This is a genomic window from uncultured Dialister sp. (assembly GCF_900541605.1).
Taxonomy (GTDB): Bacteria; Bacillota; Negativicutes; order Veillonellales; family Dialisteraceae; genus Dialister.
In genome coordinates, this window is the sequence record NZ_UQKJ01000049.1 from 1 (window position 1) to 14,436 (window position 14,436).

Genomic DNA, 14,436 nt, shown 5'->3' on the forward strand with positions numbered 1-14,436 from the left:
AGCTAGAAGCCCCCGCACGAATGACTCTATCCGTAAGCATCGCCCTAACAGCTCGCAATACTGAAATTGGCAGTGCGGCCATTTTCCTGCAATAAAAAGGACTGTGATTGCTCACAGTCCTTTTTGTCATACCCCTAAGGAACGATTATTTCTTTTCTGCCTTCGCAGCCAGTTCCATGTCGTAGGATTTCTGGATGCGGACGTAGTTTTCCCTGCGCTGGCGGGCATCTCTTTCGGTCTTTTCGAAGAGCTCTTCTGCCTTGTCGGGGAAGAGTTTTGCCAGGGAAGCGAAGCGGACTTCGCCCATGAGGTATTCACGGAAGTTGCCCTTTGGTTCCCGGCTGTCCAGATGGAAGGGGTTCTTACCCTGTTCCAGGAGCTGGGGGTTGTAGCGCCAGTTGCACCAGTAGCCGCATTCGACGGCTCTCTTTTCTTCTTCCGAAGATTTGCCCATGCCTGCTTTCAGGCCATGGTTGATGCAGGGGGCGTAGGCGATGATGAGGGACGGTCCCGGATAGGCTTCGGCTTCGCTGATGGCTTTGAAGGTCTGGTTCATATCAGCACCCAAAGCGATCTGGGCTACGTAAATATATCCGTAAGTGACGGCAATCATGCCGAGGTCCTTCTTCTTTGTCTTCTTGCCGGAAGCTGCGAACTTGGCAATAGCAGCGGCCGGTGTAGATTTACTGGACTGTCCGCCGGTATTGGAGTACACTTCGGTATCCAGGACGAGGACGTTCACGTCTTCGCCGGAAGCGAGGACCTGGTCCAGGCCGCCGAAGCCGATATCGTAGGCCCAGCCGTCGCCGCCGAAGATCCACTGGGATTTCTTCACGAAGTGGTCTTTCAGGTCCAGCAGTTCTTTGTATTCCGGATGGGCAGCCACTTCTGCAGTGAGAGCAGCTTCGAGCTTATCAGCCCGGTCTCTGGTGCCGCTGCCCACATCTTTCTTGTCCAGCCATTCTTCGATGGCACTCTTCACGGTGTCATCGGCAGAGGGGAGGGCTGCTTTCAGTTTGCCGGTCAGGCGGTCCCGGAGTTTTCCTTCGCCCAGGTGCATGCCGAGGCCGTATTCTGCGTTATCTTCAAAGAGGGAGTTTGCCCATGCCGGTCCTTCACCCTTCGCATTCTTTGTGTAAGGCATGGAAGGGGAGCTGGCTCCGTAAATGGAGGAGCAGCCGGTGGCATTGGCAATCATCATGCGGTCGCCGAAGAGGCGGGTCACCATATTGATGTACGGTGTTTCGCCGCAGCCGGCGCAGGCACCGGAGAACTCGAAGTATGTCGGTTCGAACATGGCGCTTCTGAGGTTGCCCTTGCCCAGCGGGTTCTTCCGAGCCGGCAGGCTCATGGCATAGTCCCAGAGGTTCTGCTTCGGAATCTGGGTTTCCGCCGGTTTCATGACGAGAGCCTTCTTCGGAGCAGGGCAGGTGTTGGCGCAGATACCGCAGCCGTAGCAGTCTTCGGGGTCGATGATGATGCGGAATTTCAGTCCCTTCACGGGGCCCCGGAATTCCTTCACAATGAATCCTTCCGGTGCTTTTTCCGCTTCTTCTTCCGTTACAAGGACAGGGCGGATGGTGGCATGGGGGCATACCACGGAGCACTGGTTACATTCGATACAGTTTTCAGGAATCCATTCAGGAATATTGATGGCAGCGGCTGGCCGTTCGCACTTGGAGGTGCCGGAGGGGAATGTACCGTCTTCCAGGCCCTTCCAGGTGGATACAGGGAGATCGTCCCCTTCCTGCCGGTTCATGACATCGCAGACATTCTTTACGAAATCAGGACGGGCTACCCGGGCAATGGAACCGCCGGTGGTGGCATGTTCCCAGGATGCCGGGATTTCCACTTCTTCGATACCGGTCATACCGGCATCCACAGCGGCGTTGTTCATGTCTACCACGTTCTGGCCCTTGCGGCCGTAGGATTTTTCATTGGATTCCTTCAGATACTTCACCGCATCTTCGTCGGAAATGATGTGGGTGAGGTGGAAGAAAGCGGACTGCATGATCATGTTGATACGGCCGCCGAGGCCGATCTTCTTGGCAATTTCGAAGGCATCGATGATGTAGAACTTCGCATGGAGGGCAGCGAGTTTCCGTTTCATGGAAGCCGGCAGTACCCGGTCCAGGTCTTCCTTTCTCCAGGGGGAGTTCAGGAGGAAAATGCCGCCGGGTTTGAAGCCCCGGAGGAGATCGTACTTATAAATGTAGGATGGACGGTGGCAGGCAATATAGTCAGCCTTCCGGATGAGGTAAGGTTTCCGGATGGGGTCTTCGCCGAAGCGGAGATGGGAAATGGTGACACCGCCGGATTTCTTGGAGTCATAGGCGAAATAGCCCTGGGCGTAAAGGTTCGTGTGGTCGCCGATGATCTTGATGGCGCTCTTGTTAGCACCTACGGTGCCATCGGAACCAAAGCCCCAGAACTTGCAGGATACCAGTTTGGCCGGCATTTCCGGAACCGGTACCGGTGCGAGGGACAGGCCGGTCACATCATCGTTGATGGACAGGGTGAAGTTGTGCCGCGGATTTTCGTCCTTCAGGTGTTCATAGACCGCCATGATATCTTCCGGAATGACATCCTTGGAGCCCAGACCGTAACGTCCGCCGCAGACTTTGATGGAGCGGCCGGAAGAAGCGACGGCAGATACCACATCCAGATACAGCGGTTCGCCGATGGCGCCGGGTTCACGGGTACGGTCGAGGACTGCAATCTTCTTTACGGTGGAGGGGATCTGTTCCAGGAAGTGTTTCACGGAGAATGGACGGTAGAGATGGACGTTCAGGACACCCACCTTTTCGCCATGGGCATTGAGAGCGTCGGTGACGTCCTTGCAGATGTCTGTGACGGATCCGATGGCGATAACGATGCGGTCAGCGTCCGGTGTGCCGTAGTAGTCAAAGAGGTGATAGCTGCGGCCGGTGATTTTAGAAATCTTATCCATGTAATCCTGGACAATATCAGGCAGGGCATTGTAGAAGGGGTTTGCCGCTTCGCAGTGCTGGAAGTAGACATCCGGGTTTTCTGCAGTGCCGCGGATGACCGGATGGTCCGGATTCAGGGCGCGGGCACGGAATTCTGCGAGGGCTTTCTGATCAATCAGGGGAGCCAGTTCATCGTAGTCAAGAACTTCGACTTTTTGGATTTCATGGCTCGTGCGAAATCCGTCGAAGAAGTTGATGAAGGGAACCCGGCCCTTGATGGCAGCGAGGTGGGCAATGCCGGCGAGGTCCATGATTTCCTGGACATTCGCTTCTGCCAGCATGGCACAGCCGGTAGCCCGGGCGCTCATGACATCCTGGTGGTCACCGAAAATGGACAGGGCGTGGTTGGCAAGGGCGCGGGCGGCGATGTGGAATACGCCCGGCAGCAGTTCGCCGGCTACTTTGTACATGTTCGGAATCATGAGAAGCATCCCCTGGGATGCCGTGTAGGTGGTGGTGAGTGCCCCACCCTGGAGAGAACCGTGGAAAGCACCGGCAGCGCCGCCTTCAGCCTGCATTTCTACCACGTGCACCGTATCACCGAAAAGGTTTTTCTTGCCGTGGGCAGCCCATTCATCCACCGATTCCGCCATGGGGGAGGAAGGGGTAATGGGGTAAATTGCAGCTACTTCTGTAAAGGCGTAGGAAATATAGGCGGCAGCTGTATTGCCGTCCATTGTTTTTACTTTTCTCACAGAATCAACACTCCTTTGTAAAAAATGTAATGCCATCCATCCCATGAATCGGAAAAAGGAATCAGGGCACACAGAAACCCTGAAAGTTCACCTTTCCACCTTCGAAGGAAGGAATGGAAGAAAATCCTTCTGAAAAATAGGAAAAAGCGGAAACTACCCGCTTTCTCGCTCCTTTTCATGAACCTTCCCTTGCAAGATAGCCGGAAATTATGTACAATAGTTCTATGATAAATATGCATAGATGGCCAAACTTTCTTCTATATAAATCATGAAGAGTTGACTTCCGGGCTTCGTCCTGCCAGGCATGTCTTCATTATAGAATAAAGAGGACCTTTGCACAAGGATTCACGGCAGAAACCGCAGATTTACCGCACTTCTGCCTGTTTATATCCGGAGAGGACAGGAGGAACGCCCTATGGATTACCGTCATCTTAAATACTTCATGGAAGTGGCCCAGCAGAAGAGCTTCAGCAAAGCAGCTCGAAACCTTCACATTTCCCAGTCTGCCATCAGCCGCATGATTAAGTCCCTGGAGGAAGAACTGGGTGTCACCCTTTTCATTCGCAATGCAAAGACCGTAGAAATCACGGCGCCGGGCACCATTTTCTACAACTATGCAAAGCGGTGCCTCTTCGTCTTCGAACACCTGAAATCGGACTTTGAAAATGAATTCAAGCTGAAGCAGGATACTATCGAAATCGGCCTTCCTCCCATTACCGATGCCCATGTCTTTGCCAAGCTTCTGGGTGAGTTCAAGAGGACCTATCCCCAGATTGCCATCAAACTCTATGAACACGGTTCCAAAGTCATCGAATCTTCCGTGCAGGAAGGTATCATTGATGTAGGTATTATCTGCACCATTCCGAATAAGGATTTCGAATCGTTCTTCCTGTCGGAGGATGAAATGTGCGTGGTCATGCCGAAGGGCTATCCTTTGGAAGAAAACAAGGAAGTACCCATGAAGCTCCTGGCGGATTATCCATTGGTGCTGTACCGGGATGATTTCAACCTGCACGATGACATCCTTACAAACTGCAAGAAAATCGGCTTTTCACCGAGGGTGGTCTTTGAGACCAGCCAGCGGGAACTTATGCTGCAGACCGTAGCCAGCGGGCTCGGTGTGGCTATCCTGCCGTCCCGCCTGTGTCCGAGAAACAGCGAGACCAGCAGGGTGGTGACCCGGGTTATGACGGAACCCCGGATGACTCACCATCTTTACGCCATCTGGAAGAAGGGCCGCTTCCTCTCCCGGGCTGCACGGCTGTGGATCGAATTCACGAAGGACCACCTGGCACTCCTGAATGAAAATAAAAAACTCGATGACGAAATGAAGTTATAATGATTTCCCTGAATCACTGGAAAGAGAAAGCGGACTGGCATCGGGACAAGCACTTTTACCTGGCTCTGGCTGTCCTGGCAGCGGTGGTGGTATACCAGCAGTTCCTGATTACGGACCTCCAGGAACGGATGATGAATATCGAGTCATCGTCCTACGATGACCAGCTCAATGACATCCGCTGGGAAGCAGAAACAGCCCTTTCCCAGAATACGGAAGAACAGAAGGATATCCTGCAGCTCCAGAAGCACAGTGCGGACCACAGCTGGCGGCTCATGGAAATGGAATGGGATACCTATGGCAAATAAGAAGCTCCGGACTCCGGTCCGGGGCTTTTGCATTGAAGATTTGCATGCTGGTGGGGAGAGCCACTCCCGTGGAGCTTCCAGCCGTTAGCCAGGGAAGCGCTGATTAATTCGCAGAGTCAGATTTCATAAGGATTTTTATGCACTGCTTCGTCATAGCTCTTCTTAAATAGCTCGCTATTCGCGTCGAGCTATTCCTCGCAGTGCATAAAAATCCAAGAATGAAATCTGACAACGATTTAATCAGTGCTTCCCTATCAGGAAAACTGATTCGCCTGCGGCGCTCCTCTGGCAGTTGGAAGCCCCCGTGAGAGTGCCTCTATCCGAAAGCATGACAACCACCCAATCAGCTCCATTCTGTGGTAAAATAAAACACATATGGAGGTCATCTATTATGTATATATATAAGCGAAGAGTCAAATTCTATGAGACCGATGGCATGCAGGTGGTGCACCATGCCAATTACCTCCGCTACTTCGAGGAGGCCCGGGTGGAGTATCTCCGGGAAGGGGGCGTGGACCTCACGGAGCTCATGGAAAAGGGGATCGTATTTCCTATCGTGGAAGTGAACGTGAAGTACCACCAGAGCGCCCATTACGATGAGGTGCTGCTCATTAAGACCTGCCTGCGCCGGGTGGACCGGGCGCGGCTGGATTTCGACTACGAAGTGGTTTCGGAGAAGACGGGAGCCCTTCTCACCACCGGCCATACGGTAAATACCTATACTGATATGAAGACTGGCCGTATTGTGCGGCTCCCAAAGGAAAAGCTGACCAGGCTCATTGATATTTCCAAAGGGGATAGAGAGTAATGGACAACAGACCGATTGGCGTCATGGATTCCGGCGTAGGAGGCCTCACGGTGGCGAAGGTGCTCCATGAAAGGTACCCGGATGAGGGTATCGTATTTCTGGGAGATAGCAAACGGAATCCCTACGGTGAACGGAGCCGGGAAGAAATCGGACGGTTCGCCGGAGAAATCAAGGAGTTCCTCCTTTCAAAAAATGTAAAAATGATCATCATCGCCTGCAATACCATTTCCTTCAATGTGCCTCCTTCCTTTACAGAGGGACCGGTGCCGGTGGTGAAGATGAGCCTGGATATCGACCTTCCAGGGGAGACGAAAAAGCTTGGCATCTTTGCTACCCCTGCTTCCATCCGTACCCATGCCCATAAAAATTATCTGGAAAAGAAATTCCCCCATGTGGAGCTGGTAGAGGTTCCCTGCGACGGAGTGGCGGCAGCCATTGAGCAGGGAAAAGAGGAAAATTTCATTTCTTCCCTTGTACTCGAGGCCGCAAAGGAGTATCATGCATTAGGTATAGATGCCGGTTACTGGGCCTGCACCCATTATCCCCTGGCACCGGAAGCATTCCGGAAAGCCCTGCCGGGAGTCCCATTCATTGACCCTGCCCTTCCAACGGTGGAGAAGGGGATGGACATCCTGAAGGCCTCCGATGCCCTGGCCGGGGAAAAGGGGACAAGCCATTTCTGTTTCACCGATGAGCTGACCCATGCAGCGCCTCTGGTGCAGCGGCTTTTCGGGCTGGTAACCGTAGAAAAAACAAATCTTTTAGGAGTGTGAGCGAAGAATGTTGTTGTTAGTGCTGAAAATTGTGGCAGTCATTGTCCTTCTTATCTGCCTCGGCTTTATTGCCTACTGGGCAGTGGCTGTAATTAAAGGGGACTGTGTGCTCCGGATGCTGAAATCCAAGAGGACCCCGCTGAAGGTGGAGTCCATGGGTATGCGCCATGTGACCCTGTCTTTTACCATCCCCATCAAAAATGTGGGCAAACAGCTGGGTACCATTATGGATGCCTTTGTCCGCATTTACATTCCCTTTGAACAGTACGATAAAGCCCGGGTTACCGGCCACCTGACGGATTTTGATACCCCCAGGGACGATGATTACTGGCAGGCCTTCATCCTTGACCCCGGTAAGGAAAAGAAATTCCTCATTACCCTGGACATTGAAGGAAAGGGCGAAAGCATTCTCCGGGACCTGGAAACATTCCCGGAATTCGGCATGGATATCATTTACCAGGTCGTAGCCAGAAGTGACTACTACTATGCAAAGACAAGAATCGTAATTACCCGGGAAGAGCTGCAGAATGCTCTCTATGAATACACAACGGAGGTGAGAAAATAATGGCAGAACTTGAACTCGTACCGATTCATACCAGAATTCTCACTCACCACGACAATATCGTGGAAGCCATTAAGGAATATGCCGGCGACCAGATTACGGACCACGACATCGTGTGCTCCGCAGAATCGGTGGTAGCCATCACCCAGAACCGCTACGTGCGGCCGGAAGAACTGAATGTATGCTGGCAGGCAAGACTCATGAACCGTTTCGTACCATCCGCCGGTTCCATGGCAAGCATTTACGGCATGCAGGCCGCCATGGACGAAGAGGGCAAGTGGAATATGCTCTTCTCCTTCATCCTCGGTGCTGTTGCTAAAATTTTCGGCAAGAACGGCGTTTTCTATGCCCGCTGCCGCCAGGCATCCCTTATCGATGATGTCACCGGTACCATGCCGCCCTTCGATAAGTGCCTTGTGTACGGGCCGGCAGATACGGATAACGTATGCGAAAAGATTAAAGCAGCCACCGGTGCCTACGGCGCCGTCATCGCTGACGTGAATGACCTGAAGCGGGCTGCGGTCCTCGGCAAGAGTAAAGGACTGGACCCGAAGCAGATTGCGAAGATCCTTATCGATAACCCCTTCGGCAACGATAACCAGAAGACCCCAATCGTCATCATCAAGAATTTCACTGACGCCATGGGTAAATAAGACAATAAAAAAACTCCCCGGATTTTTCCGGGGAGTTTTTTTATTTTGGGAGATGGCGAATTTGGATGGAATCATTGGGGGCGGGGCTTTTAGCAATTAGGAAAGCCGGTTCGCCTGCGGCGAAGACGCAGAACATCAACTCTCAAATCTCAAATCTCAAATCTCAATTCTTAATTCTTAATTCTTAATTCTTAATTCTTAATCTCAATATCCCTTCTTCTTATCGATTTCGTTCAGCAGCTTTTCACCGTGGCTGAAGGCGATGAAATTGGTTTCCAGAAGATAGGTCAGCTTATTCCAGAAATCCGGCACCATGGAGGCGATATGGGGGGTCATGATGACGTTCTTCATGTCCCAGAAAGGATGGTCCGGCGGCAGGGGTTCCCTGGAGAACACATCCATGCAGGCGCCGGCGATGGTTTTACTCTGCAGGGCATCGATGAGAGCCGGTTCATCTACCACAGAGGCCCGGGCAATATTGATGAAAAGGGCGGAAGGTTTCATGGCCTTGAATTTTTTCGCATCGAAGAAGTTTTCCGTTTCCGGTGTGGATGGAAGGGCAGCAATGATGATATCCGCCTTCGGCAGGACATCCATGATTTCTTCCTGGGTATACACATGGTCCGCAAAGAGTTCCTTGGACAGGTGTTTCTTCACAGCCAGGATATGGGTCTCGAAGACTTTGGCCCTCTGGGCGATGGCGCGGCCGATGCCGCCGAATCCTACGATGAGGATGGTCTTGCCGAAGAGGGACTCTCCGTGGGGACGCACCCATTCATGGGCAGACTGGCTGCGGACGGCATCGGGAATGCGGCGGAACCAGGCCAGGAGCAGGGCCATGGTGTGTTCCGACACGGCCCGGTCATGGACGCCGTGGGAGTTGGTGAGGATAATGGGGCGGTTCATCATGCTGGGGGTCAGCAGTTTTTCTACGCCATCTGACAGAGAATGGACCCACCGCACATCAGGGGCTGCCTGCAGCAGGGGCTCCACGTTCTGGAAACCCCAGAGGGCGATGGCATCGGCATCGGCCACATGGGGCAGCGCTTCCTTCGGTGACTTATAGGCTTCCACGATGGATCCCGGCACCGCTTCCTGAAGAGCCTTGATTTTTTCATCGGACAGTTTGTTTACAACGACCAGTTTCATTACAATCATCCTCTCTTCCTCAGTGATTTCAATTTTCTCTATTATATCATGATGGAAAGGAAGAGGCATATGGCGGAGGCTATCCATGGGATGGCAGGGGGTATGATATAATATAGAAAATAAATTCGCCATTCATTCCATGAAATGAGGAAAGATTATGACACGCAGGAAAAATACAAAGTCCCGGACCCTTCGGAGAAGGGGAGGCCACCCTTTTATGGTGCTTTTCTTCTTCCTGGCTCTCATTATGGGGGCTGCCTATATGACAGACCGCATGACGAACGCCCCGGACTCTCAGGTGGCCCAGAATGTGACTACCATCGGCCACCTTTTCAACGATAAGGAAATGCAGGGCCTTGTGCCGAAGGAAGACCAGGGCACCCCGGAAAGCGTAAAGGAAAAAATCAAAGCCGCCATGGATAAGGTGGTCACGGTGAATGTAAAGGCGGACGATGAGGTACCCGCCGCTTCTTCCAGTACCGCAAAGGCAGCAGGCAAGACAGACACCGGGACAGCCCCGGCAAAAGAGAAAACCGCTTCCTTCAGCCTGCCTGCCATCGTTTCCAAAATCACAGGGAAAAGTGAGTCCTCTCCTGCTGATAAAGCAGAAACCGGCAGCGAAACAAAGACTGTGGTGGCATCCCGGTCTGGCGGCGCTGCTCCTGCAGGAAAGGAGACCGCTTCCAGGGCTTCCCAGGCATCCGCGTCCAATGGCAGTTCCAAAGTCATTTCTTCTAAAGACAGTAAAGAGGCCGCTTCTGCTTCCGCTGGCTCCTCTGCCAAAGGGAGCAGCACCGGTTCATCTGCTGTTTCCAGGGGCTCTAAAGGAAATGGAACTCCGGTGGCAGTGAAAGCAGCGGCCCCGGCAGCAGCACCAAAGCCGAATACCCCATCCACCGTGAAAGGCTGGCTGGCCGTTGTCATCGACGATGCAGGCCGGGACCTGGCATCCCAGCATGTCTATGAATCCATGGGCATACCGCTCACACTGGCTGTCATGCCGAACCAGGTCCACACAAGGGACGCTGCCCTGTCCTGGCATGCCCATGGGCTGCCGGTGATCCTGCACCAGCCTATGGAGTCCGTGTCCGGTATCGGCATGGAACAGAAGGTTATTCTTACTTCCATGTCCGATGAAGCTATCCGATCCATGCTGAAGGATTCCCTGTCCCAGGTGCCGGAAGCCGTGGGAATCAATAACCACCAGGGCTCTAAAGCCACCATTGACAGACGCACCATGGATGTGGTGATGAACGAACTTCACCACCGTCATCTCTTCTTCTTCGACAGCCGTACGAATTCTACCACCGCCGCCGATGGGGCAGCGGCTGCCTATGGCGTACCCTATGTGAGAAATGATCTCTTCGTGGATAATGAAGCCGATGTGGCCGCCATTTCCGCCATGATCCGGGAAGCGGCAAACAGAGCTGAGAAATACGGTACCTATGTCATCATAGGCCACTGCCGCCCGAAGACGGCAGAAGCATTCCGCCAGATGGTACCGAAGCTGAAGGCGGAAGGTATCCAGTTTGTGTACGTATCATCCCTGGCAAAATGAGTCAGGGGCTCGTTTATCGAGCTGTTGGGCGGCGCTGATGGATAGAGTCATTCGTGCGGGGCTTCTAGCTGTTAGCTCCTGGCTGCTAGGAAGGCTCGACAGCCTACGGCACGAATGACTGGCGGAAACAACAGATGGAAAGCGCCGCAGGCGGATCAGCTTTCCTAGCAGCTAGCAGCCAGAAGCTAGAAGCTCCATGCGAATGACGCTACCCGTAAGCATGCAAATCTGCCGCGAAGCGGCTGGACAGCTCAAGGCCCAAGGCTCAAAGCTCAAGGCTATGACTCCAACCGTCAGTATGCCAAACGGTAAATTTCCAACAACTCGACAAACCGCAATTGGCATTATCTCATACATTCCCAAAGGAGCAGTATATGATTAAGACAGTCCTTATATCCGGCGGCACCTCCGGCATTGGCCTGGCTGCTGCGAAAATCCTGGCCCGGGAGGGAGTCCGTCCCATCCTGTTTGGCCGGAATGAAGAGCGGGGAAAGAAAGCAGCGGAATCGGTACCCGGAAGTGTCTACGTGCCCGGCGATACCACGTCAGCAGATGACTGCGAAAAAGCAGTGAAGGCGGCTGCTGAACTGGGAAAGCTGCAGGGGCTCGTCCTGTCTGCCGGCATTTACGAAGAAAAACTGCTGGAAAATACGACGGATGAGGAAATCGCCCATTTCTTCGATGTCAATGTGTTCGGCGCCATGAAACTGGCCAGGGCGGCCATTCCCTTTATGAGAGGAACGAAAGGAAGCATTGTGGCCGTATCCTCCGATGCAGGGCTCCAGGGAAATGTACAGTGCAGCCTCTACGGGGCCACGAAGGGGGCCCTCATTTCCTTCATCCGGTCCCTGGCCCTGGAACTGGCGGTAGAAGATATCCGGGCCAACGTGGTGTGCCCGGGGGATGTGGATACGCCGCTTCTGGAAAAGCAGATCCACGACTACGGCGGAAGCCGGAAAGAAATGGGAGAATGGTATCCCCTCATGCGCATCGCAAAACCGGAGGAAGTGGGGGAGGTCATCGCGTTTCTCCTGTCCGAGAAGGCATCCTTCATCACCGGCGCCGCCATTCCGGTGGACGGAGGCCTCACGGACTGGTAATAATGACAGAATCATGGAAAATATGGTGAATTTGATTCATTTTCGGTATAATAGAAATATATAATTGACTTATGGTTGAAAGCCCCGCCAGACCGGGCAAGGAGGTTTCTATGAGCGAAGATAAAGAAATGAAAACAACACCGGCAGTTCGTCCGGAGTCGGCTCCGGAAGTCAAGGTAGAGGCAAAACCGCCGGTGGAAAAGGCGGAAACCATGCCGCCGGCGGAAAAAGAGGAACCGAAGGTACCGGCTGAAAAACAGGAAGCCGGTCTTCCCATGGAAAAAGAAGAACCAAAGGTTCCTGCGGAAAAGGCAGAACCCGATCTTCCGGCCGAAAAAGCAGAAGCCGGACTTCCGGCGGAGAAGCCGGAGGACCATGAAGAGGGTTCTCTGGATACGCCGGAGGCGGACCTGGAGATCAATATCATCGATGACAGGGATAAGGAAGCGGAAAGTCTGATTCGCTGGGCTTCCGCCCGGGCCGGAGTCATCGTGGCAGCGCCGCTCCTCGGCACCGCTGCCCTCGTGGCCAATGAAGTCTACATGATTTCCAAAATCGGCTCCGTCTACGGCGTAGAGCTGAACCAGAAGGCAGTGCTCTCTTTCATCGGTTCCCTTGGCGCTACGGTGGTAGGTTCCACCCTGGCCACCCTCATTCCCCTGACATTCATGCAGATTCCCATCGGCGTATCCGTGACCTACGGTATCGGCAAAGCGGCCCAGAAGTGGATCAAGGATGGTATGCCGGACGATACGAAACCGTACCGCGCTGTCTTTGAAGAAGAAAAGGCAGAAGGAGAAAAGGAAGAAAAGGAACTGGAAGAAAACCCGAAGAAAGATGAACCCCTGGGCGATGAAAAGAAGGATTTCACCAAAGAGCTGAAGAAGAGCTGGGACGACGTGTATCCGGAAAAGGCCCACGAAGCGGTGGACCATCTGGCCCAGCAGCTGACGGAATCCGCCGGTATCCTCGGCAGCAAACTGGTGGAAGCCCTGAAAAAAGCAGGGGTCACCGATGAGCAGATCGACAAGGCGAAATACACGGCCCTCGGTGCATCCGAAGTGGCCCAGGAAACAGCGGAAAAGACAGCTCGGGACCTGCAGGCCATTGCCCGCATCAAATCCCGGGAATTCCGGAAGGATGCTTCCAAAAAGGCGGACGAACTGAGAAACCAGGCCAAGGTACAGATGGATGAGCTCCAGAAGAAGTCGGAAGAAATGAAACGGCAGTCTGAAGTACAGTCCCAGCAGATGAAACTGAAATCGGAAAAACTGAAAGCCCAGGCCCGGGTCCAGATGCAGGAAGCAAAAATCCAGGCGGCCAAGCTGCAGGTCCAGGCCCGGCAGCAGGCGGAAACAGCCCAGGCAAAGGCCCAGGAGCTGTCGAATACCATGAAAGAAACCACAACCCGCTATAAGGAAGCTGCTGTGGAAGCGGCTGGCCAGGCAAAGGTGACTATCCAGACCACGGCAGAAGAATACCGGGCGAAAATCGAAGAGCGGGCGGCCCAGAAAAGAGCAGAAGCAGAAAAGGCCGGGAAAGAAGGAAAAACCGATGGAAATCCTGAAAAAGCTGAAGAAGCTCCTTCTCCCGCTGACGACAAAACTAAAAGCGAATAAAAAAGAAAAAGCACCAGACCTGTCGGATCTGGATAAAGAACAGCAGGGACCGGTGGTTAGAAGGAGAATCTCCCCCTGGGGGCGGCGCCGTATCCATCATCGGCGTTCCAATCATCCCTGGGTGAAGGGAAGATAAAGAAACCGCCCGCAAGGTCACAGGCCTTGCGGGCGGTTTTTTATGTTGATGGATAGAGTCATTCGTGCGGGGGCTTCTAGCTGCTAGCTCCTGGCTTCTAGGAAAGCTGGCCAGCCTACGGCACGAATAACTGACGGAAATATCAGGAAAAAACGCCGCAGGCTGATCAGTTTTTCTGGAAACTTCCGCTCCCAATGACGTGCCCCATCAGCATACCAGAATCCAGCCATGCAAAAAAGCCGGCATATGCCGGCCGAAAATGCAGATAAATCAGATATCTCTGTTTACTCTATGAGAACGAAGGCAACGAGTGCAGACATTCATTCTCTTGACCTGTCCGTCTACTAATACGCGAACTCTCTGGATGTTCGGCTTCCAGGTTCTCTTTGTTTTCAGATGGGAATGGGATACGTTGAATCCCGTAGCGGTTTTCTTGCCGCAGATTTCACAATAATTAGCCATGTGCTACACCTCCTTGCACTTCCGCAATTGCAACATTCATAATATATCACAATTGCTTTTTTTAAGCAAGTATTTTGCGCCATGGAATTTCATGAATTATGGAATTATAATGAAAATAGAGAATTGTGGTTTGTAGAGCTACAATGTTCGGCGCTTACGGGTAGAGTCATTCGCATGGAGCTTCTAGCTTCTAGCTTCTAGCTTCTAGCTTCTAGCTTCTAGCTTCTGGCTGCTAGCTTCTAGGAAAACTGATTCGCCTGCGGCGCTTTCCATCTGTTGTTTCCGCC

The 14,436-nt window shown here is 53.0% G+C and carries 12 protein-coding genes; 9 read left to right on the top strand and 3 right to left on the bottom strand.

Annotation, left to right across the window (positions count from 1 at the left end; genetic code table 11):
* Positions 1 to 145: 145 nt before the first annotated feature.
* Positions 146 to 3,667 (bottom strand): pyruvate:ferredoxin (flavodoxin) oxidoreductase, encoded by a 3,522-nt coding sequence (nifJ, locus tag QZR21_RS04915; protein WP_296974069.1) that lies wholly within the window; start codon positions 3,665 to 3,667, stop codon positions 146 to 148.
* 433 nt (positions 3,668 to 4,100) lie between these two features.
* Between nifJ and QZR21_RS04920 the strand changes: the two genes are divergently transcribed.
* The 6 genes from QZR21_RS04920 to QZR21_RS04945 all read left to right on the top strand — a co-directional run bounded on the left by QZR21_RS04920 (position 4,101) and on the right by QZR21_RS04945 (position 8,125).
* Positions 4,101 to 5,024: a LysR family transcriptional regulator gene (locus tag QZR21_RS04920; protein WP_296974058.1), complete on the top strand. Its 924-nt coding sequence runs from the start codon at positions 4,101 to 4,103 to the stop codon at positions 5,022 to 5,024.
* A complete protein-coding gene (locus QZR21_RS04925) occupies positions 5,024 to 5,329 on the top strand; it encodes a hypothetical protein (RefSeq protein ID WP_296098727.1) in 306 nt (101 codons plus the stop codon). Before QZR21_RS04920 ends, QZR21_RS04925 begins: the two co-directional genes overlap by 1 nt.
* Before the next feature lie 391 nt (positions 5,330 to 5,720).
* The gene (locus QZR21_RS04930) at positions 5,721 to 6,137 is read left to right on the top strand and encodes a thioesterase family protein (protein WP_296098725.1); all 417 of its coding nucleotides are present in this window, start codon (positions 5,721 to 5,723) and stop codon (positions 6,135 to 6,137) included.
* Entirely contained in the window at positions 6,137 to 6,910 is a 774-nt protein-coding gene (locus QZR21_RS04935) for a glutamate racemase (protein ID WP_296098723.1), read from the top strand. Before QZR21_RS04930 ends, QZR21_RS04935 begins: the two co-directional genes overlap by 1 nt.
* 7 nt (positions 6,911 to 6,917) lie before the next feature.
* Complete coding sequence (locus QZR21_RS04940; protein ID WP_296098720.1) at positions 6,918 to 7,475, top strand: hypothetical protein; 558 nt, start codon at positions 6,918 to 6,920, stop codon at positions 7,473 to 7,475.
* Entirely contained in the window at positions 7,475 to 8,125 is a 651-nt protein-coding gene (locus QZR21_RS04945) for a coenzyme F420-0:L-glutamate ligase (protein ID WP_296098717.1), read from the top strand. Before QZR21_RS04940 ends, QZR21_RS04945 begins: the two co-directional genes overlap by 1 nt.
* 204 nt (positions 8,126 to 8,329) lie before the next feature.
* Here the strand turns inward: QZR21_RS04945 and QZR21_RS04950 are convergent, their stop codons facing one another.
* Positions 8,330 to 9,283, bottom strand: coding sequence for a D-2-hydroxyacid dehydrogenase (locus tag QZR21_RS04950; RefSeq protein ID WP_296098716.1), 954 nt, complete (start codon positions 9,281 to 9,283; stop codon positions 8,330 to 8,332).
* A 148-nt stretch (positions 9,284 to 9,431) separates the two neighbouring features.
* Between QZR21_RS04950 and QZR21_RS04955 the strand changes: the two genes are divergently transcribed.
* The 3 genes from QZR21_RS04955 to QZR21_RS04965 all read left to right on the top strand — a co-directional run bounded on the left by QZR21_RS04955 (position 9,432) and on the right by QZR21_RS04965 (position 13,551).
* Entirely contained in the window at positions 9,432 to 10,832 is a 1,401-nt protein-coding gene (locus QZR21_RS04955; RefSeq protein WP_296974064.1) for a divergent polysaccharide deacetylase family protein, read from the top strand.
* 374 nt (positions 10,833 to 11,206) lie between these two features.
* On the top strand, positions 11,207 to 11,932 hold the full coding sequence (locus QZR21_RS04960) for an SDR family NAD(P)-dependent oxidoreductase (protein WP_296098713.1): 726 nt from the start codon (positions 11,207 to 11,209) through the stop codon (positions 11,930 to 11,932).
* A 110-nt stretch (positions 11,933 to 12,042) separates the two neighbouring features.
* Entirely contained in the window at positions 12,043 to 13,551 is a 1,509-nt protein-coding gene (locus QZR21_RS04965; RefSeq protein WP_296098711.1) for a DUF697 domain-containing protein, read from the top strand.
* Between the two features lie 406 nt (positions 13,552 to 13,957).
* Here QZR21_RS04965 and rpmB read toward each other — a convergent pair whose 3' ends face one another.
* Entirely contained in the window at positions 13,958 to 14,149 is a 192-nt protein-coding gene (rpmB, locus tag QZR21_RS04970; protein WP_296098709.1) for a 50S ribosomal protein L28, read from the bottom strand.
* Between the last annotated feature and the right edge of the window lie 287 nt (positions 14,150 to 14,436).

What these genes read in the sequence shown, in the direction of transcription:
- nifJ (WP_296974069.1), bottom strand. Translation starts at nt 3,667, where the DNA reads ATGGACGGCAATACAGCTGCCGCCTATATTTCCTACGCCTTTACAGAA.
- QZR21_RS04920 (WP_296974058.1), top strand. Translation starts at nt 4,101, where the DNA reads ATGGATTACCGTCATCTTAAATACTTCATGGAAGTGGCCCAGCAGAAG.
- QZR21_RS04925 (WP_296098727.1), top strand. Translation starts at nt 5,024, where the DNA reads ATGATTTCCCTGAATCACTGGAAAGAGAAAGCGGACTGGCATCGGGAC.
- QZR21_RS04930 (WP_296098725.1), top strand. Translation starts at nt 5,721, where the DNA reads ATGTATATATATAAGCGAAGAGTCAAATTCTATGAGACCGATGGCATG.
- QZR21_RS04935 (WP_296098723.1), top strand. Translation starts at nt 6,137, where the DNA reads ATGGACAACAGACCGATTGGCGTCATGGATTCCGGCGTAGGAGGCCTC.
- QZR21_RS04940 (WP_296098720.1), top strand. Translation starts at nt 6,918, where the DNA reads ATGTTGTTGTTAGTGCTGAAAATTGTGGCAGTCATTGTCCTTCTTATC.
- QZR21_RS04945 (WP_296098717.1), top strand. Translation starts at nt 7,475, where the DNA reads ATGGCAGAACTTGAACTCGTACCGATTCATACCAGAATTCTCACTCAC.
- QZR21_RS04950 (WP_296098716.1), bottom strand. Translation starts at nt 9,283, where the DNA reads ATGATTGTAATGAAACTGGTCGTTGTAAACAAACTGTCCGATGAAAAA.
- QZR21_RS04955 (WP_296974064.1), top strand. Translation starts at nt 9,432, where the DNA reads ATGACACGCAGGAAAAATACAAAGTCCCGGACCCTTCGGAGAAGGGGA.
- QZR21_RS04960 (WP_296098713.1), top strand. Translation starts at nt 11,207, where the DNA reads ATGATTAAGACAGTCCTTATATCCGGCGGCACCTCCGGCATTGGCCTG.
- QZR21_RS04965 (WP_296098711.1), top strand. Translation starts at nt 12,043, where the DNA reads ATGAGCGAAGATAAAGAAATGAAAACAACACCGGCAGTTCGTCCGGAG.
- rpmB (WP_296098709.1), bottom strand. Translation starts at nt 14,149, where the DNA reads ATGGCTAATTATTGTGAAATCTGCGGCAAGAAAACCGCTACGGGATTC.